The sequence below is a fragment of the Streptomyces speibonae genome (assembly GCF_984686075.1).
On the sequence record NZ_OZ480260.1, the window covers coordinates 2,047,104 to 2,071,255 of the forward strand.

Below are 24,152 nucleotides of genomic sequence, written 5' to 3' on the forward strand. Positions count from 1 at the left end.
CTCCTTGCCCGGGTCTCGGGCGTTCCCCGGTGCTGCGGATACGTTGGATTCGGCACGCGGAGGCGACGGCCCGGCCCCGGAAGGCGTCAGGACCGCGATCCCCCGGCATGATGTTGCCTTGCGGCCGGTTCCCCGCGCCGCGTTGTCCCGCCTGGCGAGCCGGAAAGAGAGACATGAGCACGAAGGTCATGAAGGCCGAAGGGCCTGCAGGAAGCGCGGTGTGAGGCGATGCACATTGTCATCATGGGCTGCGGAAGGGTGGGTTCCGCCCTGGCCCAGACCCTGGAGGAGCAGGGCCACACGGTAGCCGTGGTCGACCAGGACCCCACCGCCTTCCGCCGGCTGGGCTCCTCGTTCGGCGGCCGTCGGGTCACCGGCGTCGGCTTCGACCAGGACACCCTGCGTGAGGCGGGCATCGAGGAGGCCGGCGCCTTCGCCGCCGTGTCCAGCGGCGACAACTCCAACATCATCGCCGCGCGGGTGGCGCGGGAGATGTTCGGCATCGAGAACGTGGCCGCCCGCATCTACGATCCCCGCCGCGCGGAGGTCTACCAGCGCCTCGGCATCCCCACGGTGGCGACCGTCCGCTGGACGGCCGACCAGATGCTGCGCCGGCTGCTTCCCTCGGGTGCCGAGCCGCTGTGGCGCGACCCCACCGGCGGGGTCCAGCTGGCCGAGGTGCACACCTCCCCGGCCTGGGTGGGCCACCGGATCAGCAGACTGCAGGAGGCGACGGGCGTGCGCGTGGCCTTCCTGACCCGGCTCGGCGAGGCGATCCTGCCCAGCTCGCAGACGGTGCTGCAGGAGGGCGACCTGGTGCATGTGATGATGCGCACGGATGAGATCGACCGGGTCGAGGCGGCGTTCGCCAAGGGTCCCGAAGAGGAGGGCGGTCGCTGATGAGGGTCGCCATTGCCGGAGCCGGAGCCGTGGGCCGCTCGATCGCGGGCGAGCTGCTGGAGAACGGCCACGAGGTGCTGCTGATCGACAAGGCGCCGACCGCCATCTCGGTGGAGCGCGTACCGCAGGCGGAGTGGCTGCTTGCCGACGCCTGCGAGATCACCTCGCTGGACGAGGCCGCGCTCCAGCGCTGCAACGTCGTCATCGCCGCGACCGGCGACGACAAGGTCAACCTGGTCGTCTCGCTGCTCGCCAAGACCGAGTACGGCGTTCCGCGGGTCGTGGCCCGGGTGAACAACCCGAAGAACGAGTGGCTGTTCAACGAGTCGTGGGGCGTGGACGTCGCCGTCTCCACCCCGCGCCTGATGTCGGCCCTGGTGGAGGAGGCGGTCAGCGTCGGCGACCTGGTCAGGCTGCTGCGCTTCAGCCACGGTGACGCCAACCTGGTCGAGCTGACCCTGCCCGAGGAGTCGGCCCTGGCCGGCACCCAGGTCGGGGACGTCCAGTGGCCGCAGGACACCTCGCTGGTCACCATCATCCGCGGCACCCGCGTCCTGACGCCGACCCGTGAGGACTCCCTCGAGGCCGGCGACGAACTCCTCTTCGTCGCCGCCCAGGCCCGGGAGGAACAACTGGAGGACCTGCTGTCGGTCCGCAGGGAGTCGTAAGGCCGGGGCACCCGGAAAACCCCGGGTGCCCCCTTCCAGCCCGTCCGGCGTTTGAGGACGAGGCCCGTTCAGGGCCGAAGCGGGGTCCGGGAGCGGCAGCCCCCGGAGTGCGAGGGCGAGGCGCGCCTACTCGGAGGCGGCAGCCTTGCGTTCCTCCTCCGCCTCCATTTCCGCGAACACATCGATCGGCGGCGGCGCCTTCGCCAGGAACACCCACGTGAGATACACGGCGAGCAGGAACGGCGGGATCTTCAGCGCGACCAGCACCCATCCCAGCTGCGTCGTGTCCGCCCACCAGTACAGCGGGAAGAGGATCGCGCTCTTGCCGAGCAGGATCAGCCCCCACGCCCAGCTGGCCTTCGTGTAGGCCTTCTTCCGGCCGGGATTGCGCGTACGCCAGGAGAGGTTCTCCCGGAACACCGGGCCGAGCATCAGCCCGATCAGCGGGACCCCCGCCATCGCCGAGACGATGTACGCCAGGGCCAGGCCCAGTGTGTACAGCATGCCCGGCAGGTAGAAGTCCTTGGCGTTGCCGGTCATCATCGCGAAGACCACGCCGAAGGCGACGCCGAAGACGCCGCTGAAGGCGTGCTTGACGGTGTCCCTGCGGGCGAGCCGGACCACGACCATCACCAGCGCCACGACGAGCGCGGCGATCGCCGACATGTGCAGGTCCTTGTTGACCGTGTAGATGCTGACGAAGAGAAGCCCGGGCAGCACCGTCTCGACCATGCCCCGCACCCCGCCGAACGCCTCGAACAGGGCGGCCTCCGTCACCGCCCGGGCGTCGTCCGCGGATGTGTCTTCGGTTGTCGGCTTGTCGAGCGACGTCACCGGCTACTCCCGTCCGAGGGGTCTCAGTTCGTATTTCGGATTGAACAGCACCCGGCGGCCCCGGCTCATCGAGATCCGGCCCGATGCGATCAGCTTGCGCCCCGGTTCTATCCCGAGGATGGAGCGCCGGCCGAGCCACACCACGTCCAGCGCGGCGGAGCCGTCGAACAGCTCGGCCTCGAGGGCCGGGACTCCCGCGCGCGGCCGCAGCGTGACCGTGCGCAAGGTACCAGTAACCGTCACGATCTGCCGGTCCTGGCAGTCTCCTATCCGCGTACAGCCGGCGGTCTCGGCGTCCTCGCGCAGCTCCTGCGACTCCAGGTCCTCCTGGCTGGAGGAGAGCCGGTCGAGCATGCGCCGGAACCGGCCTGCCGGCTTCTCCGAACGAGGAACAGCACTCATATCTGAAGCGTACCGGGGGCCACTGACGGTTCCGTACCCTCCGCGGCCGTGACCCTCACTTCTCGAACCGGTACCCCATGCCCGGCTCGGTGATGAGGTGCCGGGGATGCGACGGATCCGCCTCCAGTTTCCGCCGCAGCTGCGCCATGTACACGCGGAGGTAATTGGTCTCCGTCCCGTACGACGGCCCCCACACCTCCCGCAACAGCTGCTTCTGCCCCACCAGACGGCCCCCGCCGCGCACCAGCACCTCCAGCAGATGCCATTCGGTGGGCGTCAGCCGTACGTCCTTGCCGCCCCGGTTGACCTTCTTGGCGGCGAGGTCGACGGTGAACGCGTCGGTCTCGACCACCGTGTCGCCCGCGTCGGCGGGCTCGGCGCGCCGTACGGCGGCCCGCAGCCGGGCCAGCAGTTCGTCCATGCCGAAGGGCTTGGTGACGTAGTCGTCGGCGCCCGCGTCCAGCGCCTGGACCTTCTCCTCGGAGGCGTGCCGCGCGGACAGCACGAGGATCGGCACCCGGCTCCAGCCGCGCAGTGCCGTGATGACCTCGACGCCGTCCATGTCGGGCAGGCCCAGGTCGAGGACGACCACGTCGGGGTGGTGCGCGGCGGCGGTACGGAGGGCCGCCGCACCGTCGTGGGCGGAGTCGACCTCGTAGGAGCGGGCCTTGAGGTTGATCACGAGGGCGCGCACGATGGCCGGATCGTCGTCGACCACCAGCACACGGGTCATGCGGACTGCCTTTCCGGTTCTGCGGGTCCCACGGCGTGCGTGGCCCGGCATCCCGTCCCGCGGGAAGAATCCGACGACGGGAAGAATCCCACAATACGTTCCCCGGCCCAGGGCTCAGTGCTCGGTGATCTCGCCGTCGCTCAGCTCCAGCACGCGGTCGGCGAGGCCGAGCAGGGTGGCGTCGTGGGTGGCGACGAGCGCGGTGACGTGCTCGCTGCGGACGACCGCGCGCAGCAGCTCCATGACGGCGTGCCCGGTCTCGGCGTCCAGCTGGCCGGTCGGCTCGTCGGCGATGAGGAGCGAGGGGCTGTTGGCGAGGGCGCGGGCGATAGCGACCCGCTGCTGCTGGCCACCGGACAGCTCGCCGGGCCGCTGGGCCGCGTGGTCGGAGAGTCCGACCAGGGAGAGCAGCAGGGCGACGCGCTCCTCGCGCTCGCGCGGGTCGGCACGGCGCAGCCGCAGCGGGACGCCGACGTTCTCGGCGGCGGTGAGGATCGGGATAAGGCCGAAGGACTGGAAGACGAAGCCGACGTGGTCCCGGCGCAGGGCGAGCAGCCCGTTCTCGTCGAGGCCGGCGAGGTCGCCGCCGTCGACGTGGACCCGCCCGCGGTCGGGGGTGTCGAGGCCGCCGACGATGTTCAGCAGCGTGGTCTTGCCCGATCCCGAGCGTCCCTTGAGGGCGACCAGCTCGCCGCGCGGGACCTCGAAGGAGACGCCGCGCAGCGCGTGGACCGCGGCGGCCCCGGTGCCGTACGACTTGTGCACGTCCTCGACGCGCACCATGGCGTCGGTGATCACCTGATTCATGCGGCTGTCCCTCCCCCGTGAAACCGGGCGCCAGTATCCCCGTCCGTGCCCGGTCGATCAACGGGCGGGCGGGGTCGTCCTGTGAGGGAAGGGATCCGGGCCCGCGCACAGGAAGGGCCGCGTCCCTCGGGGACACGGCCCTGTGAGCCCGGCGCGCCGAGCGCTCAGCGCACCTCGGTGATCTCCGGTCCGCGCTGGAGCTGGCCCATCCCGCCGGCGAAGCGGGAGCCGCCCTCCTCCTGCTGCACGTTCTCCGGGACCATCTGGGCGTCGTTCGGCAGCTTCAGGACGATCGGGTCGCGCGGTGCCATCGGGCCCTCGCCGCGCACGACGACCGTGTCCCGGAAGATCTGCTCGAGGAGCCCGGCCGCCTGCGGCTGCACCGCGCCCTGGCCGGAGATCACCCCGCGCAGGAACCAGCGGGGGCCGTCCACACCGACGAACCGCACCACCTGGAAGCCGCCGGTGCCGTCCGGCAGCTGCACCGGCACCTGGGCGCGCAGCTCCCAGCCCAGCGGACCCTCGGCCTCGTCGATGATGCCGCCCTGCTGGGTGATGCCGGTGGCGATCTCCTCGCGCACCTCGCCCCAGATGCCCTCACGCTTGGGAGCGGCGAAGGCCTGCAACTGGATCGCGCTGTCGCGCAGCACGACGGTGGCCGCGACGATCGCGTCGCCCGCGACCTCCACCCGCAGCTCCATGCCGTCGACTCCGGGCACGAACAGCCCGCCCAGGTCGACCCGGCCCTCGCCGGGCTCCCGGACCTCACTGCTGTCCCAGGGGCCGTCGGGCCGCGGCGCCGGCTCGAGCCTCAGCCGCTCGGCCTCCTCCTCGCCGTCCGCCTCAGTGTCGACACCGTCGACGACCTGCTCGGCCTCGCCGGCCGCACCCTCGGCGGCATCCTTCTTCTTGCGACGTCCGAACACGTCACTGTCCTTCCCGGTCGGATACGACCGAAGCGTATCGATTCCCACCCGCTGTACCGCCTACGGCGGCCTGAACGCTTGTGCCGCTCTTACCTTCTTCTTCCACCGCGGCATGGCCGCCGGTGGACCCGAAGCCCCCCTCGGCCCGGACCGAGGGGGGAAGCTGCGCGACGGACACGAAGCGGACCCTCTCGACCTGCTGGACGACCAGTTGGGCAATCCGGTCGAAGCGCTCGAACCGCACGGTCTCGCGCGGGTCGAGATTCACCACGATCACCTTGATTTCCCCACGGTACCCGGCGTCAACCGTCCCCGGGGCATTCACCAGGGCCACACCGCAGCGGGCGGCCAGACCGGATCGCGGATGCACGAAGGCCGCGTACCCGTCGGGGAGGGCCACAGACACTCCGGTGGGCAGGACGGCCCGTTCCCCGGGGGCCAGTTCGCAGGCCTCGGTGGTGCGCAGATCGGCCCCCGCGTCGCCCGGGTGCTCGTACGCCGGAAGCGGTACGTCGGGGTCGACACGCCTGATCAGCACCTCGAGTGCGCCGGGGCCGGGCCCGCTCACGGGTTCACCTCGAAGGCACGGGTGCGCCGGACCTGGTCGGGGTCGCTCATGGCGGCCTGGATCTCCTCCTCGCGGCCGTGGTCGATGAAGTGGTCGACCTTGACCTCGATGAACAGGGCGTCCGCGCGGACCGCGACGGGCCCCTCGGGGCCGCCGATGCGTCCGGTGGCGGTGCAGTAGATCTTCCGACCCGCCACGGCCGTGACCTCGGCCTCCAGATGCAGCACGGTGCCGACGGGTACCGGGCGGACGAAGTCCGTCTCCAGCCTGCCGGTCACGGCGATGGTCCGCAGCAGCCAGTTCAGGGAGCCCAGCGTCTCGTCCAGGGCGGTGGCGAGGACTCCTCCGTGCGCGAGGCCCGGGGCGCCCTGGTGGGCGGCCTGCACGGTGAACTCGGCGGTGATCGACACGCCTTCGCCGGCGCGGGCCTGGAGGTGCAGTCCGTGGGGCTGTTCGTCGCCGCAGCCGAAGCACTGGCCGTAGTGGGAGCCGAGGAGCTCGCCGGGGGCGGGCGCGTCCGGGTGGCGCGCCGGCGGCACGGCGTCGGCGGGAGGCTGAAGGGCTGGGGAAGTACCACTCACAGGCGGAGACCTTACCCGCGCGCGAGTGCTCTCCCGACACCGTGCCAAGCTTGGATTCATGCAGCTCTCCGCCGCCCCGTACGAAGAACGCCTCACCGCGCCCCGTTCCTGGTGGCTGCTCTCCTTCCTGGTGGGATTCTCCCTGGCCCTGGTTCTGCTGCCGTTCGGCACGCTGCCGATGCTCGGCGGCCTGGCCGGGGGGACGGCCTCGGCGGCGGTCGTGGCCAGTGCGTACGGCTCGGTGCGCATCCGGGTGGTGGGGGGCCATCTGATCGCGGGTGAGGCGAGGATTCCGGTGTCGGCGCTGGGCGAGGCGGAGGTGCTGGACGCCGAGGAGGCGCGGGCGTGGCGGGGGCCCAGGGCCGACCCGCGCTGCTTCATGCTGCTGCGGGCGTACATTCCCGGTGCCGTGCGCGTGGACGTCACCGACCCGGAGGACCCGACGCCGTACGTCTTTCTGTCGACACGGGAGCCGGAACGGCTGGCGCGTGCGCTGTCCGCCGCGCGGGGTGCCTCTCCGGCGGAGCAGAACGGGGACGAGGGGCACGCCGACGCCGGCCGGTGAGGTGAGGCACGGGAGCTTCCCCTCGCGCAGCGCAGTTCCCCGCGCCCCTGGGGGAGGTGCGTCTGCGGGGTTCGGTGGCGTGCGGGGCGTCAGGTAGCCCGTCCGGCGTTTGAGGACGAGGCCCGTTCAGGGCCGACAAGGGGGTCCGGGGGCGCAGCCCCCGGGGACGGGACGGGAAGGGGCGGCGGGGGCGACGGAACGGTGCTCAGGACGCCCCGTCGCGTCCGCCACCGGGCTCCTTGAGCGCGGCCTCGGGCAGGACGTCGTCCGGGTGCTCCAGCGCGGGAAGCGCGGCCAGTGCCGACCAGGGCACCTGGATCCTCCGCAGATCCCCCCGGATGCGCGCGGCGAGCCGTCTGGTGTCCCGGCGGTTCATGACCGCCCCCACCGCCGCCCCGACCAGGAACGGCATCAGATTCGGCAGATTGCGCACCGTGCGCTTCATGATCCGCTGGCGCAGTTCGCGCTTCATGCGGCTGTTCAGGGCCGCGCTCACGGTGGAGGGCCTGGTCGCCTCGACCCCGCGCTCCTCCGACCAGGAGTTCAGATAGACGGTGCTGCGCTGAGCGAGGCCGCCGGGCGGCCGTACGCCGTAGACCTCGTGGAGTTCGGCGATCAGCTTGAGTTCGATCGCGGCGACGCCGGTGATCTCCGCGGCCAGTTCCGCCGGCATCGCGGGCGGCACGGGCATCATCGCCGCGGCGCCGACACCGGCCCCCACCGTCGCCGTGGCCTTCGCCGCCCCCGCCACGAGCTTGTCCGCGAGCTCCTCGGGTCCGAGCCCGGGGAACTGCCGGCGCAGCGTCGCGAGGTCTCTGACGGGCACCCTCGGGGCGATCTCGATGATCCGGTCCGCGAGATGCCCGAGCCCCGCCCTGGCGCGGGCACCGCCCTTGCGGGCTCCTTCCCGGGCCTTGTCGCGGAGAACGGCGGTTCTCCGGTGCGCCACGGGCGCGGTGACCTCCAGGGACGCCGGGAGGTCACCCCGGCCGGATACTGCTTCGAGCGAGGCCGCCCCGGTGCCGGTTGAGCCTCGCTCTGGGTCACGCGTGTCGTGCTGTGGGCCCTGGGGCCCTTGGTCCGCTCCCCTGTTGAGGAAGCGGCGCTTCCGCGGAGGGGTCGAGCCGGTCACGGCCGACCCCGCCTCAGTCGCAGTCGCGGCAGATCGGCTGGCCGTTCTTCTCGCGGGCCAGCTGGCTGCGGTGGTGCACCAGGAAGCAGCTCATGCAGGTGAACTCGTCCTGCTGCTTCGGCAGGACCCGGACGGCCAGCTCCTCGTTCGAGAGGTCCGCTCCGGGCAGCTCGAGGCCCTCGGCGGCCTCGAACTCGTCGACGTCCACGGCCGAGGCCGACTTGTCGTTCCGCCGGGCCTTCAGTTCTTCCAGGCTGTCCGAGTCGACGTCGTCATCGGTCTTGCGTGGAGTGTCGTAGTCGGTTGCCATGTCGCTCTCCCCCTCTGGGTGTATGCGGTGTCTCCAGCGCACGTAACGCGTGAGAGGCCGGACTTGTGCCCGACCTGAGGCGGAGATTTTGCCTCACATCAAGGTCTGTTACTCAATCGACACCCAACCGGACTCCTCATGAGTGATCGGCTTGGATGGCGATGGGGACCGTACACGGTCCCGACGCCGCACTTCAAAGGCGCCTCAACGTGTACTTCCCGTGATCAAGCCCCCTGAAAACCAGGACTTTTCCGACGTTTCGACGGCGGCCATGATCACGGAGAGTGCATGACCGAGAAATCGCCCCTGTGATCGATCACACACGGGGATGCCGGTGATGGGTCCCGGAAATTCTGCGCAAAGCGAACACCCCGTTGTGTCGGGGGCATGATGTCAGATCGGAAGGGTGACGCGCATCACGAGGCCTCCCCCTTCACGCGGCTGTGCGTAGATGTGCCCGCCGTGCGCCCGGGCGACCGACCGCGCGATGGACAGACCGAGTCCGACGCCCTTGTCGCTGCCCGTGCGCTCGCTGCGCAGCCGGCGGAACGGCTCGAAGAGGTTGTCGATCTCGTACGCCGGTACCACCGGGCCGGTGTTGGACACCACCAGGACCGCCTGGCCGTGCTGGACCTCGGTGGTGACCTCGACCCAGCCGTCCTCCGGCACGTTGTACCGCACGGCGTTCTGCACCAGGTTCAGGGCGATGCGCTCCAGCAGCACACCGTTGCCCTGGACGACCGCGGGTTCGCGGGTGCCGCGGATCTCCACGCCCTTGGCCTCCGCCTCGGCGTGCACCTGGTCGATCGCCTGGGTGGCGACCTCGGCCAGGTCGACCGGTTTGCGCTCGACGATCTGGTTGTCGCTGCGGGCGAGGAGCAGCAGGCCCTCGACGAGCTGTTCGCTGCGCTCGTTGGTGGCCAGCAGCGTCTTGCCCAGCTGCTGGAGCTCGACCGGCGCGTTGGGGTCGGAGAGATGGACCTCCAGAAGCGTGCGGTTGATCGCCAGCGGGGTGCGCAGCTCGTGCGAGGCGTTGCCGACGAAGCGCTGCTGGGCCGTGAACGCCCGCTGGAGCCGCTCCAGCATGTCGTCGAAGGTGTCGGCCAGCTCCTTCAGCTCGTCGTCCGGGCCGTCCAGCTCGATCCGGCGGGAGAGGTCCGAGCCGGCCACCGCGCGGGCGGTGCGGGTGATCCGGCCCAGCGGCGACAGGACCCGGCCGGCCATCGCGTAGCCGAAGGCGAAGGCGATGATCGCGAGACCGAGCAGGGCGAGCAGCGAGCGGCTGAGCAGATCGTCCAGGGCGTGCTGGCGCTGCTCGTTGACGCATTCGTTGAGCGCCCGGTTGAGGTCGTCGGCGGGCAGCGGGGAGCTGCGCAGGTTGCACAGGTCGCTGGAGACCTCTCCGGAGAGGATCCGGAACGGCAGGTCACTGCCCACGTTGAGCGCGTTCGCGGCCAGCAGGTAGATGATCGACAGCAGCATGATCCCGGCGATCAGGAACATGCCGCCGTAGAGCAGGGTCAGCCGTATCCGGATGGTCGGGCGCAGCCAGGGGAAGGGCGGTACCGGCCTGCGAGGGTCCCAGGTGGGCTTCGGCGGGGCCTGCGGGGACGCCGGCGTGGGGGTGGCGGCCATCGGGGATCAGATCCGGTAGCCGGAGCCGGGCACGGTCACGATGACCGGCGGCTCGCCCAGCTTGCGGCGCAAGGTCATCACGGTCACCCGGACCACGTTGGTGAACGGGTCCGTGTTCTCGTCCCACGCCTTCTCCAGCAGCTGCTCGGCGGAGACCACGGCTCCCTCGCTGCGCATGAGCACTTCCAGCACGGCGAACTCCTTCGGCGCCAGCTGCACCTCCTTGCCGTCGCGGAACACCTCGCGGCGGTTGGGGTCGAGCTTGATCCCGGCGCGCTCCAGGACGGGCGGCAGCGGCACACTGGTGCGCCGGCCGAGGGCACGCACGCGCGCGATGAGCTCGCTGAACGCGAAGGGCTTGGGCAGGTAGTCGTCGGCGCCGATCTCCAGGCCCTCGACCCGGTCGCTGACGTCGCCGGACGCGGTGAGCATCAGCACGCGCGTGGGCATGCCGAGCTCGACGATCCTGCGGCACACGTCGTCGCCGTGCACCAGGGGGAGGTCGCGGTCGAGGACGACCACGTCGTAGTCGTTGACGCCGATGCGCTCCAGGGCGGCCGCACCGTCGTACACGACGTCGACGGCCATGGCCTCCCGGCGCAGCCCGGTGGCCACCGCATCGGCGAGCAGCTGCTCGTCCTCGACGACGAGTACGCGCACGTCGCTTGTCCTTCCTCATGTCCCGCCCGCGCAGCGCTGCAAGGCGCACGCGGGCAGGGTTGCGGGTGGGTGTGTTGCCTCCATCCTGCCCCTTTCGGCCATAAGTCGGAGGTAAGGCGGGTGGAGGAACGGCGGCGGACAGGTGCGGGGCCCGGCAACCTGGGGGCGAACGGGGCGGGAATACGAGATTTTCTCGCGCGGTTAGGTTTCCCCGGAAGGGAGCTTGGGGAGGACGGGTTTTACATCCCACGATCACGCTCTGCGCGTATCGCACCACCATGCGGTACGACGCAGTCCGCTTCCGCAGAGCGGGCATGGATGTCCGGCACCGTTGCCGCCCAGCAGGGTGACACCGGGCATCCGCTTCGGACGTGATCGTCCCTTCCGAACGGCACACCCCCGTGCCACCGACCCACCGACCCAGGACGAGGGGGCGCAGCATGGACGCTTTCACCGCAGGACTTCTGCAGCGCATAAGGGCGACCGAGTCCGATCTGTCGCGGGCGCGCGCCGAGGGCGACGACTTCCTCGTCGAAGTGGAGCAGGGCGAGCTCGACGACCTGCGCCGCCTCGCCGCCGAGCACGGCGTGGAGGTCGGCGCCCACAGCGTCTGATCGGTAAGCAGGTGAGCGGGCTCCGGCGAATCCAGCGCCGGGGCCCGTTCACATGTGCGATGCCGGGTGGTGGCCCGGATCAGGGCGTCCCGTCGTGCCAGGCTCCCAGGTCCTCCAGGAGCCGCTGGAGGGGCTCGAAGACGCCGGGGCTCGCGGCGACGGTCAGGGCGCGGGAGGGGGCGTCTCCGGGGCGCCCACCGGTCAGCGCGCCCGCCTCCCGGGCGATCAGGTCCCCGGCGGCGAGGTCCCAGGGGTGCAGTCCGCGCTCGTAGTAGCCGTCGAGACGGCCCGCGGCGACGTCGCACAGGTCGATGGCGGCCGAGCCGCCGCGCCGGATGTCCCGCAGCAGCGGGATCAGCCGCTGCACCACGTCCGCCTGGTGGGCGCGGACCTCGGTGACGTAGTTGAAGCCGGTGGAGACCAGGGCCTGGTCCAGGGGCGGTGAGGGGCGGCAGCTCAGCTCGCGCTCGCCGTCCCAGGCGCCGGTGGCCCGGGCCCCGCCGCCGCGCACCGCGTGGTAGGCCTCGCCGCGCATGGGCGCGACCACGGCCCCCACGACGGTCTCGCCGTCCTGTTCCGCCGCGATGGAGACGGCCCAGGTGGGCAGGCCGTAGAGGTAGTTCACCGTGCCGTCGAGCGGGTCGATCACCCAGCGGATACCGCTGCTGCCCTCGGTGGCGGCGCCCTCCTCGCCGAGGAAGCCGTCGTCCGGGCGGCGCTCGGCGATCATGGTGGTGATCAGTTTCTCCGCCGCGAGGTCCATCTCGGTGACGACGTCGATCGGGCTGGACTTGGTCGCGGCGACCGCGAGGTCGGCCGGGCGGCCGTCCCGCAGCAGCTCGCCCGCGCGGAGGGCGGCCTCCCGGGCGAGCTCCAGCAGTTCCGCGTGCAAAGGATCGGTCACGGGGCTCCTCATGCGTAGGGGCTGTCGGCGCCCGCGGCGGCGGGACGCGGGGCGCGGGCGGGGCAGCAGCCCACGGGGCAGATGTCGTGGCTCGCGCCGAGCGCGCCCAGGGCGCACGGTGCGACGTCCTGCCCGCGTTCGGTCGCCGCGCGCTCCACGATCAGCTCGCGGACGGCGGCGGCGAACCGCGGGTCGTCGCCGACGGTCGCCGAGCGCCGCACCGGCAGCCCCAGCTCCCCCGCCTTGGCCGTGGCCTCCGTGTCGAGGTCGTAGAGGACCTCCATGTGGTCGGAGACGAAGCCGAGGGGGGCCATCACCACGGCCGGGACCCCGGCGGCGTGCCGCTCCTCGAGGTGGTCGCAGATGTCGGGCTCCAGCCAGGGGATGTGCGGGGCGCCCGAGCGGGACTGGTAGACGAGCTGCCAGGGCCGGTCGACGCCGGTGCGCTCCCGTACGGCGTCGGCGATCAGCCGGGCCACGTCCAGGTGCTGCGCGACGTACGCACCGCCGTCGCCGTGGTCCTCGACGGGACCGGAGGTGTCCGCGGCAGCGGTCGGGATGGAGTGGGTGCAGAAGGCGATGTGCGCGCCGTCCCGCACCTCCTCGGGGAGGTCCTCGAGCGACCGGACCACGCCGTCGGTCATGGGCTCCAGGAAGCCGGGATGGTTGAAGTAGTGCCGCAGCTTGTCGACCTTCGGCAGCTCCAGGCCCTCCGCCTCCAGGGCGGCGAGGGCGTCGGCCAGGTTCTCGCGGTACTGGCGGCAGCCGGAGTACGAGGCGTAGGCGCTGGTGGCGAGGACCAGGATGCGGCGGCGGCCGTCCTGGACCATCTCGCGCAGCGTGTCGGTGAGGTACGGCGCCCAGTTGCGGTTGCCCCAGTAGACCGGCAGGTCCAGGCCGTGCTCCGCGAAGTCCTTGCGCAGCGCGTCCAGCAGGGCACGGTTCTGGTCGTTGATGGGGCTGACCCCGCCGAAGAGGAAGTAGTGCTCGCCGACCTCCTTGAGGCGTTCCCTGGGGATGCCTCGCCCGCGGGTCACGTTCTCCAGGAACGGGACCACGTCGTCCGGGCCCTCCGGGCCGCCGAAGGAGAGCAGGAGCAGAGCGTCATAGGGACTGGCGTCGAGCACGTCTGGCATGCCTCGATCCTCCCACTCACCACCGACAGCCGGGACACGGCGGGGGTCCCCGGGCATGCCCCGGTAGAACGCGGTGCGTCGCGGCCGCTCCCGGCCGTAAGCTGTACCGATTGCGGTCGCACCTTACTGAGACCTCCGGAGTCCCCGTGCCCAGCCCTTATCGCGCCCTGTTCGCCGCGCCCGGCAGCAAGGCCTTCTCGGCCGCGGGGTTCATCGGCCGGCTGCCGCTGTCGATGATGGGCATCGGCGTGGTGACGATGCTCTCCGAGCTGACCGGTCGGTACGGACTGGCCGGCGCCCTGTCGGCCACGATCGCGCTCTCGGCGGCCCTGGCGGGACCGCAGGTCTCCCGCCTGGTGGACCAGTACGGGCAGCGCCGGGTGCTGCGCCCGGCGACGCTGCTCTCACTCGGCGCGGCGTCGGTGCTGCTGTTCGCCGCGCACTACGCGTGGCCGGAATGGGTGCTGTTCGCCGCGTGTGTCGGCATCGGCTGCGTGCCGAGTCTCGGTGCGATGATCCGGGCCCGGTGGGCCGCCCTGTACCGGGGCACGCCGCGACTGCACACCGCGTACTCCTTCGAGTCCGTGGTGGACGAGGTCTGCTTCATCTTCGGGCCGATCGTCTCCATCGGACTGTCCACGGCCTGGTTCCCGGAGGCCGGGCCACTGCTCGCCGCGTGCTTCCTGGCGGCCGGGGTCTTCTGGCTGACCTCGCAGCGGGCCACCGAGCCGGCTCCGCATCCGCGCGAGAAGACGGGCGGCGGCACGGCGCTGCGCAGCGCGGGCCTGCGGGTGTTGGTGGGGACGTTCGTGGCGACGGGCGCGATCTTCGGCGCCGTGGACGTGGTCACCGTGGCCTTCGCCGAGGAGCGGGGGAACAAGGCCGCGGCCAGCGCGGTGCTCGCGGTGTACGCGCTCGGCTCGTGCGTGGCGGGCGTCGTGTTCGGGCTGCTGCGCTTCGCGGGGGCGGCGGAACGTCGTTGGCTGCTGGGCGTTTGCGCCATGGCCATGAGTATGATCCCACTCCTACTGGTCGGGAACCTGCCGTTTCTGGCCGTGGCGCTGTTCGTTGCGGGTCTGTCCATCGCTCCGACGATGATCACGACGATGTCCCTCATCGAAGAGCACGTACCACGCGCGCAGCTCACCGAGGGCATGACCTGGGTGAGCACCGGGCTCGCGGTCGGGGTCGCGGTCGGCTCCTCCGTGGCCGGCTGGGTGATCGACGCGGCCGGCGCGCGTGCCGGGTACGGGGTTCCGGCGGCGGCCGGGGCCGTCGCGGTCGCGGTCGGTTTCCTGGGGTACCGCCGGCTCAAGCGGCCGGCTCCGGGTCGGGGAGGCTCCGTTGGGCAGCACGACGAGCGCGAGGAACGGCACATGGCGTAACTGGGGAGGGACCGTCTCCGCCCGCCCCGCGCGGGAGGTCACTCCCGCCTCCGTCGACGAGCTGGCCGCCGCCGTGCGCCGGGCCGCCGAGGACGGCCTGCCGGTGAAGGCCGTCGGCACCGGGCACTCCTTCACCTCGATAGCCGCCACCGGCGGCCTGTTGATCCGCCCTCAACTGTTGACGGGCATACGTGACATCGACCGCGCTGCCGGCACGGTCACGGTCGAGGCCGGCACGCCGCTCAAGAGACTCAACCTGGCCCTCGCGCGGGAGGGGCTGTCGCTGACCAACATGGGCGACATCATGGAGCAGACGGTCTCGGGGGCGACCAGTACCGGCACCCACGGCACGGGCCGCGACTCCGCCTCCATCGCCGCCCAGATCCGGGGCCTCGAACTGGTCACCGCGGACGGTTCGGTGCTGACCTGCTCCGAGAAGGAGAACCCGGAGGTCTTCGCGGCCGCCCGCGTCGGGCTCGGCGCGCTCGGCGTCATCACGGCGGTGACGTTCGCCGTGGAGCCGGTCTTCCTGCTCACGGCCCGTGAGGAGCCGATGCCGTTCGACCGTGTCTGTGCTGAGTTCGACCAATTCCACGCGGAGAACGAGCACTTCGAGTTCTATTGGTTTCCGCACACCGGCAACACCAACACCAAGCGCAACAACCGCAGCGCGGGGCCGGAGCGGCCCGTGCACCCGCTCCGGGGCTGGGTCGACGACGAACTCCTGTCCAACGGGGCGTTCCAGGTGGCCAACTGGGTCGGCCGCGCGGTGCCCGCCGCCGTCCCGGCCATCGCACGGATATCCAGCAGGGCGCTCTCCGCGCGGACCTACACCGACATCCCTTACAAGGTCTTCACCTCGCCGCGCCGAGTGCGGTTCGTGGAGATGGAGTACGCCGTTCCGCGCGAGGCGCTCGTCGAGACGCTGAAGGAGCTGAAGGCGATGGTGGACCGCTCGCCGCTGCGGATCAGCTTCCCCGTCGAGGTGCGCACCGCGCCGGCCGACGACATCACGCTGTCCACGGCGTCCGGCCGGGACAGCGCCTACGTGGCCGTCCACATGTTCAAGGGGACCCCCTATCAGGGGTATTTCACCGCCGCCGAACGCATCTTCACCGCCCATGAGGGGCGGCCCCACTGGGGGAAGATCCACACGCGGGACGCCGAGTACTTCTCCCGGGTGTATCCGCGCTTCGGGGAATTCACGGCGCTGCGCGACCGGCTCGATCCGGAACGCCGGTTCCGCAACGACTACTTGCGGAGGGTCCTGGGGACATAGAGGATGCGTTGAGCGGCGCGCCCATCCACGCTCGTGGTCCGAATGGAGTACTGTGGCGAGCCCTGGGTCCGGTCTCCCGTCAGGGTGCTCGGGACCTTTGAGGACCGCCGGGAGGGGGGCTAGTTGCACAGGGTGACACAGTTGGTCACTTAGCGTTGCGAATAGGTAACCGTGCCATAACGGCGATCCAGGGCCCGCGCCCGACACGCCGGGCAACTCGGCAAGGTTGTGGCAGGCTGCACCCGGGCAGGCCACACTCGACTAGCGGAAGCAGCGACGCACGTGACGTCGGCAGGCACCACCCGGGAGGTCCCCATGCCCGAACTGCGTGTCGTGGCCGTCTCGAATGACGGCACACGGCTGGTGCTGAAGGCTGCGGACAGCACGGAGTACACGCTTCCGATTGACGAACGGCTCCGCGCCGCCGTGCGCGGCGACCGTCCCCGCCTCGGCCAGATCGAGATCGAGGTGGAGAGTCATCTCCGCCCCCGCGACATCCAGGCGCGTATACGAGCCGGTGCGACCGCGGAAGAGGTCGCCCAGATGGCCGGCATCCCCGTGGACCGCGTGCGTCGCTTCGAGGGCCCGGTCCTCGCCGAGCGCGCGTTCATGGCCGAGCGCGCCCGCAAGACACCCGTGCGCCGGCCCGGTGAGAACTCCGGGCCCCCGCTCGGCGAGGCCGTTCAGGAGCGGCTGCTGCTGCGCGGCGCGGAGAAGGACACCGTGCAGTGGGACTCCTGGCGCCGTGACGACGGCACCTGGGAGGTGCTGCTGGTCTACCGCGTGGCGGGCGAACCGCACTCGGCGAGCTGGACGTACGACCCGCCGCGGCGGCTGGTCCAGGCCGTCGACGACGAGGCCCGCTCGCTGATCGGCGAGTCCGACGACCTGGCCGCGCCCGAGCCCAGCTTCCCGTTCGTCCCGCGCATCGCGCGGCTGCCGCGCGACCGCCCGCTGGACCGGACCGGCGACCGCGAGCGGCCGAGCCTGCCGGCGCAGGCGTCCGAGCCCGCCGAGGAGTCCACGGCGGTCACGGCCTCGGGCGAGCGGGACTCGCTGACCAGCCTGCTGGAGGCGGTGCCGAGCTTCCGGGGCGACCTGGTCGTGCCGGAGCGCACGCCCGAGAACGCCCCGGAGGAGCCGGAGTCCGAACCCGAGGCGGAGGAGCCTCCGGCCCCCGCGGCCTCGGCCGGTTCCGCCTACGCGGACGTCCTCATGCCACGCTCCGTCGGCAGTCACCGGGACCGCCTCGTCGGCTCGACCGACCGCCAGGCCGAGGCGGACGGCGTCCGCCCGGGCCGCCGCGCGGCGGTACCGAGCTGGGACGAGATCGTGTTCGGCACCCGCCGGAAGAAGCAGGAGTAACGGTCCGGGCAACCCGCCCGGCCAAACGCTCACCGATGGGGCGCCCCGCTGGAGGGGCGCCCCATCGCGTCGCGCCAGAAGCTCCCCGCGCCCGCCGACGCCCGACGGCATCATCTCCGAAAGGCCGCCGCCCGCGCGCCGTGCCGTGCATCCCCCGCCGCCGGACGAGCACCGCGCGCAGCCGTGCGCGCGGAGACCGCCGCCTGCGCCCGCCCCACATCCGCCCGGCCGCGCAGAACAAGCCCCGGGCGGAGCGAGCACCGCGCGGGGCGCCCGCGCACAGAGCGACGGCCCGCCTCGCGGCATCAACTCCACGCGGGCACGAGTCACGCAGCACTACTGCGGGTCCGGGCCCACCGCCGGCCAGGCGCTCCGGACGCGACAACCACTCCGACGCACACTGTCAGCAACCCACTTGCGGTGCCGCCGGAACGCCGGCGTCGTCGGCGCCATGACGGGGCGCACCACGCGGGACCGCGCACCGACGCAAGCCACAGCCCACCCGCGCGCCGGGTCGGCCGGGCAGGCACCGGGGTGGGACGAGCCCTGCGCGGAACGGGTGCGCACGGAAGCCGCCTGCGCGGCGGGCCGGGAGTGCGAGTCCCGGGCGGGGCGAGCACCGCGCGGGGCGGTTGTGCGTGGAATGCGACGTCCGTGACGGGCCGCGTCCGCTTCGCGTGGGGCGCGCGGCTACTGCGGGTCCGGGCCCACTGCCACCGGGCGTTCCGGGTGCGATGACCATTCCGACCAGGAACCTACGTACAGGGCCGCGGGGATGCCCGCGACTGCCAGGGCGAGTACCTCGTGGGCGCCGGAGACGCCTGAGCCGCAGTACACGCCTACCGGTGCATCCTCCGACACGCCCAGGCCCTTGAAGCGGGCGTTCAGTTCCCCCGCGGGCAGGAAGCGGCCGTCGGGGCCGACGTTCTCCGTCGTGGGGGCCGAGACCGCGCCCGGGATGTGTCCGCCGACCCGGTCGATCGGTTCCACCTCGCCGCGGTACCGCTCCCCCGCGCGGGCGTCCAGCAGCACGCCCGAACGCGCCATCGCCGCCGCGCCGTCGGCGTCGAGCAGCCCGGCCTCCGCCGCCACCGGCACGAAGTCCCCCTCGGCCGGCCGCGGCACCGACGTCTCCAGCGGGCCCTCCCAGGACGGCAGCCCGCCGTCCAGGACCCGCACGTCCGGGTGCCCCGTCCACCGCAGCAGCCACCACGCGCGGGCGGCGCCCCAGCCCAGCCCGCCGTCGTAGACGACGACCGGGCGCGCCGCCGACACGCCCGCCCGCCGCATCGCGGCACCGAACACCGCGAGCTCCGGCAGCGGATGGCGGCCCCGCCCGCCCGGCGCGGCCGCCAGCTCCTTGTCGAGGTCGACGAAGACGGCACCGGGAAGATGCCCGGCCTCGTACGCGGCCCGTCCGTCGAACGGCGCCTGGGCCGTACTGAGCTGCCAGCGGACGTCGAGCAGCACCGGCGGGTGCGCACCCGCGCGTGCGCTCGCGAGTTCGGATGCGGAGATGATGGCGTTCATGGTCACCATCCTCGCGCACGGGGTGGCCGAGTCGTCCAGGTCCGACTACTCTGCTCGGCCGGGCAGGACCGGTCACGAAGTGTACGGGATCGGGCACATACTGTGTCGGCATCGGCGCGGGAACGATCCGCCGAGCGGACGGGGTACACGACCCGCAGGGGCGAGATGACCACGGCCCGCGAGCACGCGGCCGAGAAGAGAGTGACGATGACCGACGCACGGGGACACGCCCGCCCGAACGGCGAGGCGCCCGCCCGGCACACACCCGGCACACCCTGCTGGGTGAGCCTGATGGTGCACGGACTTGACGCGATCGAGGAGTTCTACGGGGCACTGTTCGGCTGGGAGTTCCGTCCCGGACCCCGGCAACTGGGCCCCTATGTGCGCGCCTTACTCGACGGACGGCCGGTGGCCGGCATCGGCGTGCAGCCCCCGGACCGTCATCTGCCGGTCGCCTGGACGCCGTACTTCGCGTCGGACGACGCGGGCCTGACGGCCGACGCGGTGCGCGCGTGCGGCGGCACGGTCGGAGTCGGCCCCCTGGACGCCGACGACGCCGGGCGCCTGGCGATCGGCTCCGACCCGTGCGGCGCCGTCTTCGGCGTCTGGCAGGCGTCCGCGCGGACCGGCCCCGCGGTCACCGGCGTACCCGGCGCTCCCGCCTGGAACGAGCTGACGACCTACGAGGCGGCCCATGTGGCCAAGTTCTACGAGACCGTGTTCGGCCACGAGCAGCGCACGGACACCTCCCCCGCCGACCACGTCACCCTCCACCTGGCCGGCCGCCCCGTCGCCGGCGTCCACGGCCTGGGCAGCGCGCTGCCGCACGAGCGGGGGCCGCACTGGACGACGTACTTCGTCGTCACCGACGTCGACCGCGCGGTGGACCGGGTCCGCGACCTGGGCGGCCGGGTCCTCGACCGGCCGCACGACGGCACCCACGGCCGCGTCGCCATGGTGACGGACCCGGAGGGGGCTCGGTTCGCTGTGGTGGAGGCCGCGCGGTGACACGGAGGCTCATGGCGGCGCAAGGGCGCCGGTGAGCAGGTCCGGACCAGGCCACGAGCCGTTGCGTTGTGCATGCCCATGGTGTGGAACGCCCTTGAGCTCAGTGGCGCGCCACCGTGGTTCCGCGGACTGACACCGCTTGCTCCGCCGAGCGGGCCGGACGGCGTCGGTGAACAGGTGGTCGGCACCGAACCCACGTTCCCGGTCCTCAACCGGCCCCCAGAGCCGTTCCGGCTGCGTCGCCCTCCCAGCCGTCCGGAGTGCGCCAGATGACCTCGATGGCGAAGACATCCCGGATCGAGCCAACGGACCATGGCTCGGCGGGCGCCCCGGAGAGAACGAGGTAGCGATGGTCGGCCTTGCTCGGCAGGGTGTGGTCGACCTCCAGGAGCCGCGCCGCGCCCGCCCGGAGGTCGGCGTGGGACGTCCGGCCGGCGCCCAGGACCTCGTAGAGGTGCAGTCCCGTGTCGGTGACACACCTGACGTCGACGACGGCGGAGGTTTCGGGCTGCCGGTCCGCGCGCAGGAGAGCCGCCATCAGTTCGAACCGCACGGCTTCGTGCGTCTTGCAGGTGCGGTCGGCGGTGGCCGCCGCCTCCAAGTGCTGCAACAAAGCCGTGGCCGGGAGGGCTGTCTGGGATGTGGTGGTCATGGTGCCGGACTCCTTCGGCGCGTTTCCCGGCCGCTCGTGCTGTTCGGGAGGTTCGTGGGTGTCGGTGGCGCTCTGCGGCTGCGGCTGCGGCCGGAGACGGGGGGCCGCTTCCCCGACGGCGACTGCAAGCCTCTGACGCAGAGTCTCCCGCGCTGTTGCCAGGGCTTTCGGCCAGCCGCTCTCCGCCAGCTCCGACCGGAACACCTCGGGCGTGAACGTGCCCGATTTCAGCGTGTGGTTGGTGGACACCGTGAGGTTCAGCAGCCGGTTCAGGCCCGGCTTGTCGGGGGAACCGGACGAGGGTCGCTGCGTACGCTTCTGGTATGAGCGACGTGGGCGGGCTGCGCGAGCGCAAGAAGCAGAAGATGCATCAGCGGTTGTCGGATACGGCCATCAGGCTCTTCCTGCAGAAGGGCTTCGAGCAGGTGACCGTTGCTGATGTCGCGGCGGCCGTCGACATCTCCAAGCCGACGCTCTTCCGGTACTTCCCGGCCAAGGAGGATTTGGTTCTGCACCGGCTGGCCGACCATGAGGGGGAGGCCGGCAGGGTGGTCGCACAGCGCCCGGCCGGGCGCTCTGCGCTGGAGGCGCTGCGACGTCACTTCCTGGACGGGCTCGCCCGGCGCGATCCGGTGACCGGTCTGAACGATGACGCCGAGGTGCTCGCCTTCCACCGGCTGCTGCACGGGACGCCGTCACTGGTGGCGCGCCTGCACGCTCATGTGGAACGGGACGAAGCCGCTCTTGCCGACGTCCTTGGCGGCGAAACCGGCGGTGGCGTCCAGGCGCGCCTGGCCGCCGGGCAGATCGTCGCCGTCCAGCGCATCCTCGCGCAGGAGAACTGGCGCCACATCACAGCAGGCCACAGCGCGGACGGGCTCTATCCCGAGGCCGTGGCAGTGGCCCAGTCGGCCTTCGCGCAACTCGAGGCCGGACTGCCGCACCTTGCCTGACCTCGCAACGCAACCAGGTAAAAAATGTTACTCGGTTGCATTATTGTTGGGGGATGCCACGCTCCGACTCCGTACTCAGTGACGCCCTGACCCAGGAACGCGCGTACCACGACGCATGCCGAGCGGCGCTGAAGGCCATGATTGACGGCGCGCAAGAACAGGTGGTCGTCGGTGAGGACGCCTCCGCGTCCGGAGCCGACGCCGAAGTACTCGGCTACCAGTTGCGCAGCCAGGCCAAGGAACTTCGGCAGCTGCCCCAGGGCCCGCTGTTCTTCGGACGCCTCGACTTCGCCCGGGACCCCCAGGCCGCCGGCGACCACGCCGGGCAGGAATACCACATCGGTCGTGTGCGCATCGCGCACGATCCGTCCGCCCCACCGCTGGTGGTCGACTGGCGCGCGCCGGTGGCACGCGCCTTCTACCAGGCAAGCGCCCGCACCCCTCAAGGCGTCGCCGTCCGGCGCCGCTTCGGCTGGTCACCTGCCGGCCGCGGCGACTCGGCCGACCTCACCGGCCTCGAGGACGAGCACCTCAGTAAGGGCGAGGTGCGGGAAAGCAGCATCGTCGCCGGCGAGATCGAGCGCCCCCGCATCGGTCCCATGCGCGATATCGCCGCCACCATCCAGCCCGAGCAGGACGACCTCGTACGGGAGGACCTCACCACGTCCCTCTGTGTCCAGGGCGCCCCGGGCACGGGCAAGACCGCGGTCGGACTGCACCGCGCCGCCTACCTCCTCTACACCCATCCGCAGCGCATCCAGCGCGGCGGAATGCTGATCCTTGGCCCCAACCGCGCCTTCCTCTCCTACATCTCCCAGGTCCTGCCCGCGCTCGGTGAGACGGGCGTGAGGCAGTCCACCCTCGACGACGAGATCGCCCGCCACCCGGTCACGGTGCAGGACAGCGACGCCACGGCGATCGTCAAGCACGACATCCGCATGGCAAAGGTCCTGCGCCGCGCGCTCTACGCACGAGTCGGCACAGAGGTGACGCAGCCGCTCGTACTGCCGGACGGCTCCTACCGCTGGCGTGTAGCCGCCAGCGAACTGGAGAAGATCGTCCGGGACGTGTGCACCGAGGAACCCCCCTATGCCGTGGGGCGCGAACGCGTCCGTACCCGCATCGTCCGCGCCGTTCAGCAGCAGGCCGAGCGCCGCGGCGGCCCCCGCACCAATACATGGGTACAAAAGATCTCCCGGGCACGCCCGGTCACCACTCTGCTCAACACCCTTTGGCCCGCCGTGCAACCCGAGGAAATCCTCGCCGACCTGCTCACCCGTCCGGACACTTTGGCCGCCGCCTCCGAAGGCGTCCTCGACGCGGACGAGCAGAAGACCCTCCTATGGCCCAAGCCCCCGCGCTCTGCCAGGTCGGCCCGCTGGTCAGCGGCCGATCTCCTCCTCCTCGACGAACTCGCCGGCCTCATCGAGCGTCCCGGCGGCTACGGGCATGTCGTGATCGACGAAGCTCAGGACCTGTCCCCCATGCAGTGCCGCGCCATCGCCCGCCGCTCACCCTTCGGATCCGTCACCGTCCTCGGGGACCTCGCCCAAGGCACCACCCCCTGGGCCGCACGCGACTGGCCGCAGTTCCTCACCCACCTGGGGAAGCCAGACGCCAGCGTCACCGCACTCACCACAGGATTCCGCGTCCCCGGCGCCGTCGCCGAACTCGCCAACCGCCTGCTGCACCACCTCGACGCGGACGTGCCACCCGCCCGATCCCTGCGCCGCGACGGAGAGGTGAGCATCGAGACCACCCACGACACGACCGCCGCGACAGTCATGGCCGTGAACACAGCCCTGGAGCACACAGGCACCGTCGGCGTCATCGCAGCCGACACCGACGCACCAAAGCTCCACCGCGCTCTCATCGCGGCCGGGATCCCGGCATCCGGACCGGACACTCTTGGAGCCCGCCTCACCATCGTGCCGGCCTCCACCGCCAAAGGACTGGAGTACGACCACGTCGTGGTGGTCGAGCCCTCAACCATCGTCCAAGCCGAGCCTCGCGGCATGAACCGCCTGTACGTGGCCCTCACCCGAGCGGTCTCCCGCCTCCACATCGTGCACTGCGCACCACTGCCGCTCGCGATCCGGTCCTTGGAGTCACAGCACATCGAACCGCAGACCCTGAACACCGAGCACACCCAAGAGACTTCCAGCGTTGATCTATCGACCGATTGATGAGCAAGATCGGTAAGTGGCGGGGCGCGACCGGATCGACGCCGGATCACTGCACGAGGCACTCGACACGACCACACCCGGCGGACACCTGGTCTTCCACGTCTACGCGACCCTGGCAGAGTTCATCCGCGAACTCATCCTCCAGGGCACCAACGAGGGTTTGAGGCCGCCCGCGCCCGAGGTGCCCGCCTCGGGCGGCGTCCGCCGGCCCTGACCGGCCAACAGGTACGTCACGCACGTGACCTGCTCGCCCGCCCGGAGAACACCGTCACCTCGATCGCGAAGCTCCTCGGCGTCTCCAGGAACACCATCTACAACTACGTGCCCGAACTGCAGGGCGGTCGCATCGCGCTCGCCGAGGCACCGAGCACGGCGGCGCTGCCCCAACCCGCCAGGTCCGAAGGCTGATCACCGCCGTT

Annotated in this window: 27 protein-coding genes; 12 read left to right on the forward strand and 15 right to left on the reverse strand. The window is 71.6% G+C overall.

The genetic code is table 11. The features are described from left to right. Nucleotides 1–228 precede the first annotated feature (228 nt). Together AC5L3C_RS08955 and AC5L3C_RS08960 are read left to right on the forward strand one after the other, a co-directional pair. The gene (locus tag AC5L3C_RS08955) at nucleotides 229–900 is read left to right on the forward strand and encodes a potassium channel family protein (protein WP_125503762.1); all 672 of its coding nucleotides are present in this window, start codon (nucleotides 229–231) and stop codon (nucleotides 898–900) included. After that, nucleotides 900–1,568 carry a potassium channel family protein gene (locus AC5L3C_RS08960; RefSeq protein ID WP_125503764.1) on the forward strand — a complete coding sequence of 223 codons (669 nt, stop codon included), beginning with the start codon at nucleotides 900–902 and terminating at the stop codon, nucleotides 1,566–1,568. The genes AC5L3C_RS08955 and AC5L3C_RS08960 overlap by 1 nt, the downstream gene beginning before the upstream one ends. A 126-nt stretch (nucleotides 1,569–1,694) precedes the next feature. Here the strand turns inward: AC5L3C_RS08960 and AC5L3C_RS08965 are convergent, their stop codons facing one another. From AC5L3C_RS08965 to AC5L3C_RS08995, 7 genes are all read right to left on the reverse strand, one after another. After that, nucleotides 1,695–2,402, reverse strand: coding sequence for a DUF3159 domain-containing protein (locus tag AC5L3C_RS08965; RefSeq protein ID WP_493648260.1), 708 nt, complete (start codon nucleotides 2,400–2,402; stop codon nucleotides 1,695–1,697). Between the two features lie 3 nt (nucleotides 2,403–2,405). Beyond that, the gene (locus AC5L3C_RS08970; RefSeq protein WP_125503768.1) at nucleotides 2,406–2,804 is read right to left on the reverse strand and encodes an OB-fold nucleic acid binding domain-containing protein; all 399 of its coding nucleotides are present in this window, start codon (nucleotides 2,802–2,804) and stop codon (nucleotides 2,406–2,408) included. A 55-nt stretch (nucleotides 2,805–2,859) separates the two neighbouring features. After that, nucleotides 2,860–3,537, reverse strand: coding sequence for a response regulator (locus AC5L3C_RS08975; RefSeq protein ID WP_125503770.1), 678 nt, complete (start codon nucleotides 3,535–3,537; stop codon nucleotides 2,860–2,862). 114 nt (nucleotides 3,538–3,651) lie between these two features. Beyond that, the gene (locus AC5L3C_RS08980; RefSeq protein ID WP_493648262.1) at nucleotides 3,652–4,344 is read right to left on the reverse strand and encodes an ABC transporter ATP-binding protein; all 693 of its coding nucleotides are present in this window, start codon (nucleotides 4,342–4,344) and stop codon (nucleotides 3,652–3,654) included. 164 nt (nucleotides 4,345–4,508) lie between these two features. Continuing rightward, nucleotides 4,509–5,270 carry a DUF3710 domain-containing protein gene (locus AC5L3C_RS08985; protein ID WP_493648263.1) on the reverse strand — a complete coding sequence of 254 codons (762 nt, stop codon included), beginning with the start codon at nucleotides 5,268–5,270 and terminating at the stop codon, nucleotides 4,509–4,511. Between the two features lies 1 nt (nucleotide 5,271). Continuing rightward, nucleotides 5,272–5,838 carry a dUTP diphosphatase gene (gene dut, locus AC5L3C_RS08990; protein ID WP_493648264.1) on the reverse strand — a complete coding sequence of 189 codons (567 nt, stop codon included), beginning with the start codon at nucleotides 5,836–5,838 and terminating at the stop codon, nucleotides 5,272–5,274. Further along, a complete protein-coding gene (locus AC5L3C_RS08995) occupies nucleotides 5,835–6,419 on the reverse strand; it encodes a PaaI family thioesterase (protein WP_125503778.1) in 585 nt (194 codons plus the stop codon). The genes dut and AC5L3C_RS08995 overlap by 4 nt, the downstream gene beginning before the upstream one ends. Before the next feature lie 58 nt (nucleotides 6,420–6,477). On the opposite strand from AC5L3C_RS08995, the gene AC5L3C_RS09000 reads away from it, so the two are divergent. Next, a complete protein-coding gene (locus tag AC5L3C_RS09000; protein ID WP_493648266.1) occupies nucleotides 6,478–6,984 on the forward strand; it encodes a DUF3093 domain-containing protein in 507 nt (168 codons plus the stop codon). Nucleotides 6,985–7,189: 205 nt separating this feature from the next. Here AC5L3C_RS09000 and AC5L3C_RS09005 read toward each other — a convergent pair whose 3' ends face one another. The 4 genes from AC5L3C_RS09005 to AC5L3C_RS09020 form a co-directional block, all read right to left on the reverse strand. Continuing rightward, on the reverse strand, nucleotides 7,190–8,116 hold the full coding sequence (locus tag AC5L3C_RS09005; protein WP_493648267.1) for a hypothetical protein: 927 nt from the start codon (nucleotides 8,114–8,116) through the stop codon (nucleotides 7,190–7,192). A gap of 13 nt (nucleotides 8,117–8,129) precedes the next feature. Further along, nucleotides 8,130–8,426: a DUF4193 domain-containing protein gene (locus AC5L3C_RS09010; protein WP_003993510.1), complete on the reverse strand. Its 297-nt coding sequence runs from the start codon at nucleotides 8,424–8,426 to the stop codon at nucleotides 8,130–8,132. A 393-nt stretch (nucleotides 8,427–8,819) separates the two neighbouring features. Continuing rightward, on the reverse strand, nucleotides 8,820–10,061 hold the full coding sequence (locus AC5L3C_RS09015; protein WP_493648269.1) for a sensor histidine kinase: 1,242 nt from the start codon (nucleotides 10,059–10,061) through the stop codon (nucleotides 8,820–8,822). 6 nt (nucleotides 10,062–10,067) lie between these two features. Further along, nucleotides 10,068–10,721: a response regulator transcription factor gene (locus AC5L3C_RS09020; RefSeq protein WP_007387794.1), complete on the reverse strand. Its 654-nt coding sequence runs from the start codon at nucleotides 10,719–10,721 to the stop codon at nucleotides 10,068–10,070. Between the two features lie 440 nt (nucleotides 10,722–11,161). On the opposite strand from AC5L3C_RS09020, the gene AC5L3C_RS09025 reads away from it, so the two are divergent. Continuing rightward, nucleotides 11,162–11,335 (forward strand): hypothetical protein, encoded by a 174-nt coding sequence (locus AC5L3C_RS09025; protein WP_164555597.1) that lies wholly within the window; start codon nucleotides 11,162–11,164, stop codon nucleotides 11,333–11,335. Nucleotides 11,336–11,414: 79 nt separating this feature from the next. Here AC5L3C_RS09025 and AC5L3C_RS09030 read toward each other — a convergent pair whose 3' ends face one another. Together AC5L3C_RS09030 and AC5L3C_RS09035 are read right to left on the reverse strand one after the other, a co-directional pair. Then, on the reverse strand, nucleotides 11,415–12,239 hold the full coding sequence (locus AC5L3C_RS09030) for an inositol monophosphatase family protein (protein WP_125503786.1): 825 nt from the start codon (nucleotides 12,237–12,239) through the stop codon (nucleotides 11,415–11,417). 8 nt (nucleotides 12,240–12,247) lie between these two features. After that, a complete protein-coding gene (locus AC5L3C_RS09035) occupies nucleotides 12,248–13,375 on the reverse strand; it encodes a ferrochelatase (protein WP_493648271.1) in 1,128 nt (375 codons plus the stop codon). 146 nt (nucleotides 13,376–13,521) lie between these two features. On the opposite strand from AC5L3C_RS09035, the gene AC5L3C_RS09040 reads away from it, so the two are divergent. From AC5L3C_RS09040 to sepH, 3 genes are all read left to right on the forward strand, one after another. Beyond that, the gene (locus AC5L3C_RS09040) at nucleotides 13,522–14,760 is read left to right on the forward strand and encodes an MFS transporter (RefSeq protein WP_493648273.1); all 1,239 of its coding nucleotides are present in this window, start codon (nucleotides 13,522–13,524) and stop codon (nucleotides 14,758–14,760) included. Beyond that, nucleotides 14,720–16,039, forward strand: coding sequence for a D-arabinono-1,4-lactone oxidase (locus AC5L3C_RS09045; protein ID WP_493648274.1), 1,320 nt, complete (start codon nucleotides 14,720–14,722; stop codon nucleotides 16,037–16,039). Before AC5L3C_RS09040 ends, AC5L3C_RS09045 begins: the two co-directional genes overlap by 41 nt. Nucleotides 16,040–16,354: 315 nt before the next feature. Further along, the gene (gene sepH / locus AC5L3C_RS09050) at nucleotides 16,355–17,404 is read left to right on the forward strand and encodes a septation protein SepH (RefSeq protein ID WP_493648275.1); all 1,050 of its coding nucleotides are present in this window, start codon (nucleotides 16,355–16,357) and stop codon (nucleotides 17,402–17,404) included. Between the two features lie 690 nt (nucleotides 17,405–18,094). On the opposite strand, the gene AC5L3C_RS09055 is transcribed toward sepH, so the two are convergent. Next, the gene (locus tag AC5L3C_RS09055; protein WP_493648277.1) at nucleotides 18,095–18,934 is read right to left on the reverse strand and encodes a sulfurtransferase; all 840 of its coding nucleotides are present in this window, start codon (nucleotides 18,932–18,934) and stop codon (nucleotides 18,095–18,097) included. A gap of 207 nt (nucleotides 18,935–19,141) precedes the next feature. Here AC5L3C_RS09055 and AC5L3C_RS09060 point away from each other — a divergent pair, with 207 nt between their 5' ends. Continuing rightward, nucleotides 19,142–19,942: a VOC family protein gene (locus AC5L3C_RS09060; RefSeq protein WP_493648278.1), complete on the forward strand. Its 801-nt coding sequence runs from the start codon at nucleotides 19,142–19,144 to the stop codon at nucleotides 19,940–19,942. Between the two features lie 208 nt (nucleotides 19,943–20,150). Here the strand turns inward: AC5L3C_RS09060 and AC5L3C_RS09065 are convergent, their stop codons facing one another. Then, entirely contained in the window at nucleotides 20,151–20,594 is a 444-nt protein-coding gene (locus AC5L3C_RS09065; protein ID WP_493648279.1) for a hypothetical protein, read from the reverse strand. A 323-nt stretch (nucleotides 20,595–20,917) separates the two neighbouring features. Between AC5L3C_RS09065 and AC5L3C_RS09070 the strand changes: the two genes are divergently transcribed. From AC5L3C_RS09070 to AC5L3C_RS09085, 4 genes are read left to right on the forward strand one after another with little or no spacing between them, the layout of a single operon-like run. Next, on the forward strand, nucleotides 20,918–21,547 hold the full coding sequence (locus AC5L3C_RS09070; RefSeq protein WP_493648280.1) for a TetR/AcrR family transcriptional regulator: 630 nt from the start codon (nucleotides 20,918–20,920) through the stop codon (nucleotides 21,545–21,547). A gap of 53 nt (nucleotides 21,548–21,600) precedes the next feature. Next, entirely contained in the window at nucleotides 21,601–23,733 is a 2,133-nt protein-coding gene (locus AC5L3C_RS09075) for a HelD family protein (protein WP_493648282.1), read from the forward strand. Between the two features lie 16 nt (nucleotides 23,734–23,749). Further along, nucleotides 23,750–23,947, forward strand: a complete 198-nt coding sequence (locus AC5L3C_RS09080; protein ID WP_493648283.1) for a recombinase family protein — start codon at nucleotides 23,750–23,752, stop codon at nucleotides 23,945–23,947. Nucleotides 23,948–23,976: 29 nt separating this feature from the next. Then, complete coding sequence (locus AC5L3C_RS09085) at nucleotides 23,977–24,141, forward strand: hypothetical protein (RefSeq protein ID WP_493653786.1); 165 nt, start codon at nucleotides 23,977–23,979, stop codon at nucleotides 24,139–24,141. The last annotated feature ends 11 nt before the right edge of the window (nucleotides 24,142–24,152 follow it).

What these genes read in the sequence shown, in the direction of transcription:
- AC5L3C_RS08955 (WP_125503762.1), top strand. Translation starts at nt 229, where the DNA reads ATGCACATTGTCATCATGGGCTGCGGAAGGGTGGGTTCCGCCCTGGCC.
- AC5L3C_RS08960 (WP_125503764.1), top strand. Translation starts at nt 900, where the DNA reads ATGAGGGTCGCCATTGCCGGAGCCGGAGCCGTGGGCCGCTCGATCGCG.
- AC5L3C_RS08970 (WP_125503768.1), bottom strand. Translation starts at nt 2,804, where the DNA reads ATGAGTGCTGTTCCTCGTTCGGAGAAGCCGGCAGGCCGGTTCCGGCGC.
- AC5L3C_RS08975 (WP_125503770.1), bottom strand. Translation starts at nt 3,537, where the DNA reads ATGACCCGTGTGCTGGTGGTCGACGACGATCCGGCCATCGTGCGCGCC.
- AC5L3C_RS08980 (WP_493648262.1), bottom strand. Translation starts at nt 4,344, where the DNA reads ATGAATCAGGTGATCACCGACGCCATGGTGCGCGTCGAGGACGTGCAC.
- AC5L3C_RS09000 (WP_493648266.1), top strand. Translation starts at nt 6,478, where the DNA reads ATGCAGCTCTCCGCCGCCCCGTACGAAGAACGCCTCACCGCGCCCCGT.
- AC5L3C_RS09010 (WP_003993510.1), bottom strand. Translation starts at nt 8,426, where the DNA reads ATGGCAACCGACTACGACACTCCACGCAAGACCGATGACGACGTCGAC.
- AC5L3C_RS09015 (WP_493648269.1), bottom strand. Translation starts at nt 10,061, where the DNA reads ATGGCCGCCACCCCCACGCCGGCGTCCCCGCAGGCCCCGCCGAAGCCC.
- AC5L3C_RS09025 (WP_164555597.1), top strand. Translation starts at nt 11,162, where the DNA reads ATGGACGCTTTCACCGCAGGACTTCTGCAGCGCATAAGGGCGACCGAG.
- AC5L3C_RS09035 (WP_493648271.1), bottom strand. Translation starts at nt 13,375, where the DNA reads ATGCCAGACGTGCTCGACGCCAGTCCCTATGACGCTCTGCTCCTGCTC.
- sepH (WP_493648275.1), top strand. Translation starts at nt 16,355, where the DNA reads ATGCCCGAACTGCGTGTCGTGGCCGTCTCGAATGACGGCACACGGCTG.
- AC5L3C_RS09055 (WP_493648277.1), bottom strand. Translation starts at nt 18,934, where the DNA reads ATGAACGCCATCATCTCCGCATCCGAACTCGCGAGCGCACGCGCGGGT.
- AC5L3C_RS09060 (WP_493648278.1), top strand. Translation starts at nt 19,142, where the DNA reads ATGACCGACGCACGGGGACACGCCCGCCCGAACGGCGAGGCGCCCGCC.
- AC5L3C_RS09065 (WP_493648279.1), bottom strand. Translation starts at nt 20,594, where the DNA reads ATGACCACCACATCCCAGACAGCCCTCCCGGCCACGGCTTTGTTGCAG.
- AC5L3C_RS09070 (WP_493648280.1), top strand. Translation starts at nt 20,918, where the DNA reads ATGAGCGACGTGGGCGGGCTGCGCGAGCGCAAGAAGCAGAAGATGCAT.
- AC5L3C_RS09075 (WP_493648282.1), top strand. Translation starts at nt 21,601, where the DNA reads ATGCCACGCTCCGACTCCGTACTCAGTGACGCCCTGACCCAGGAACGC.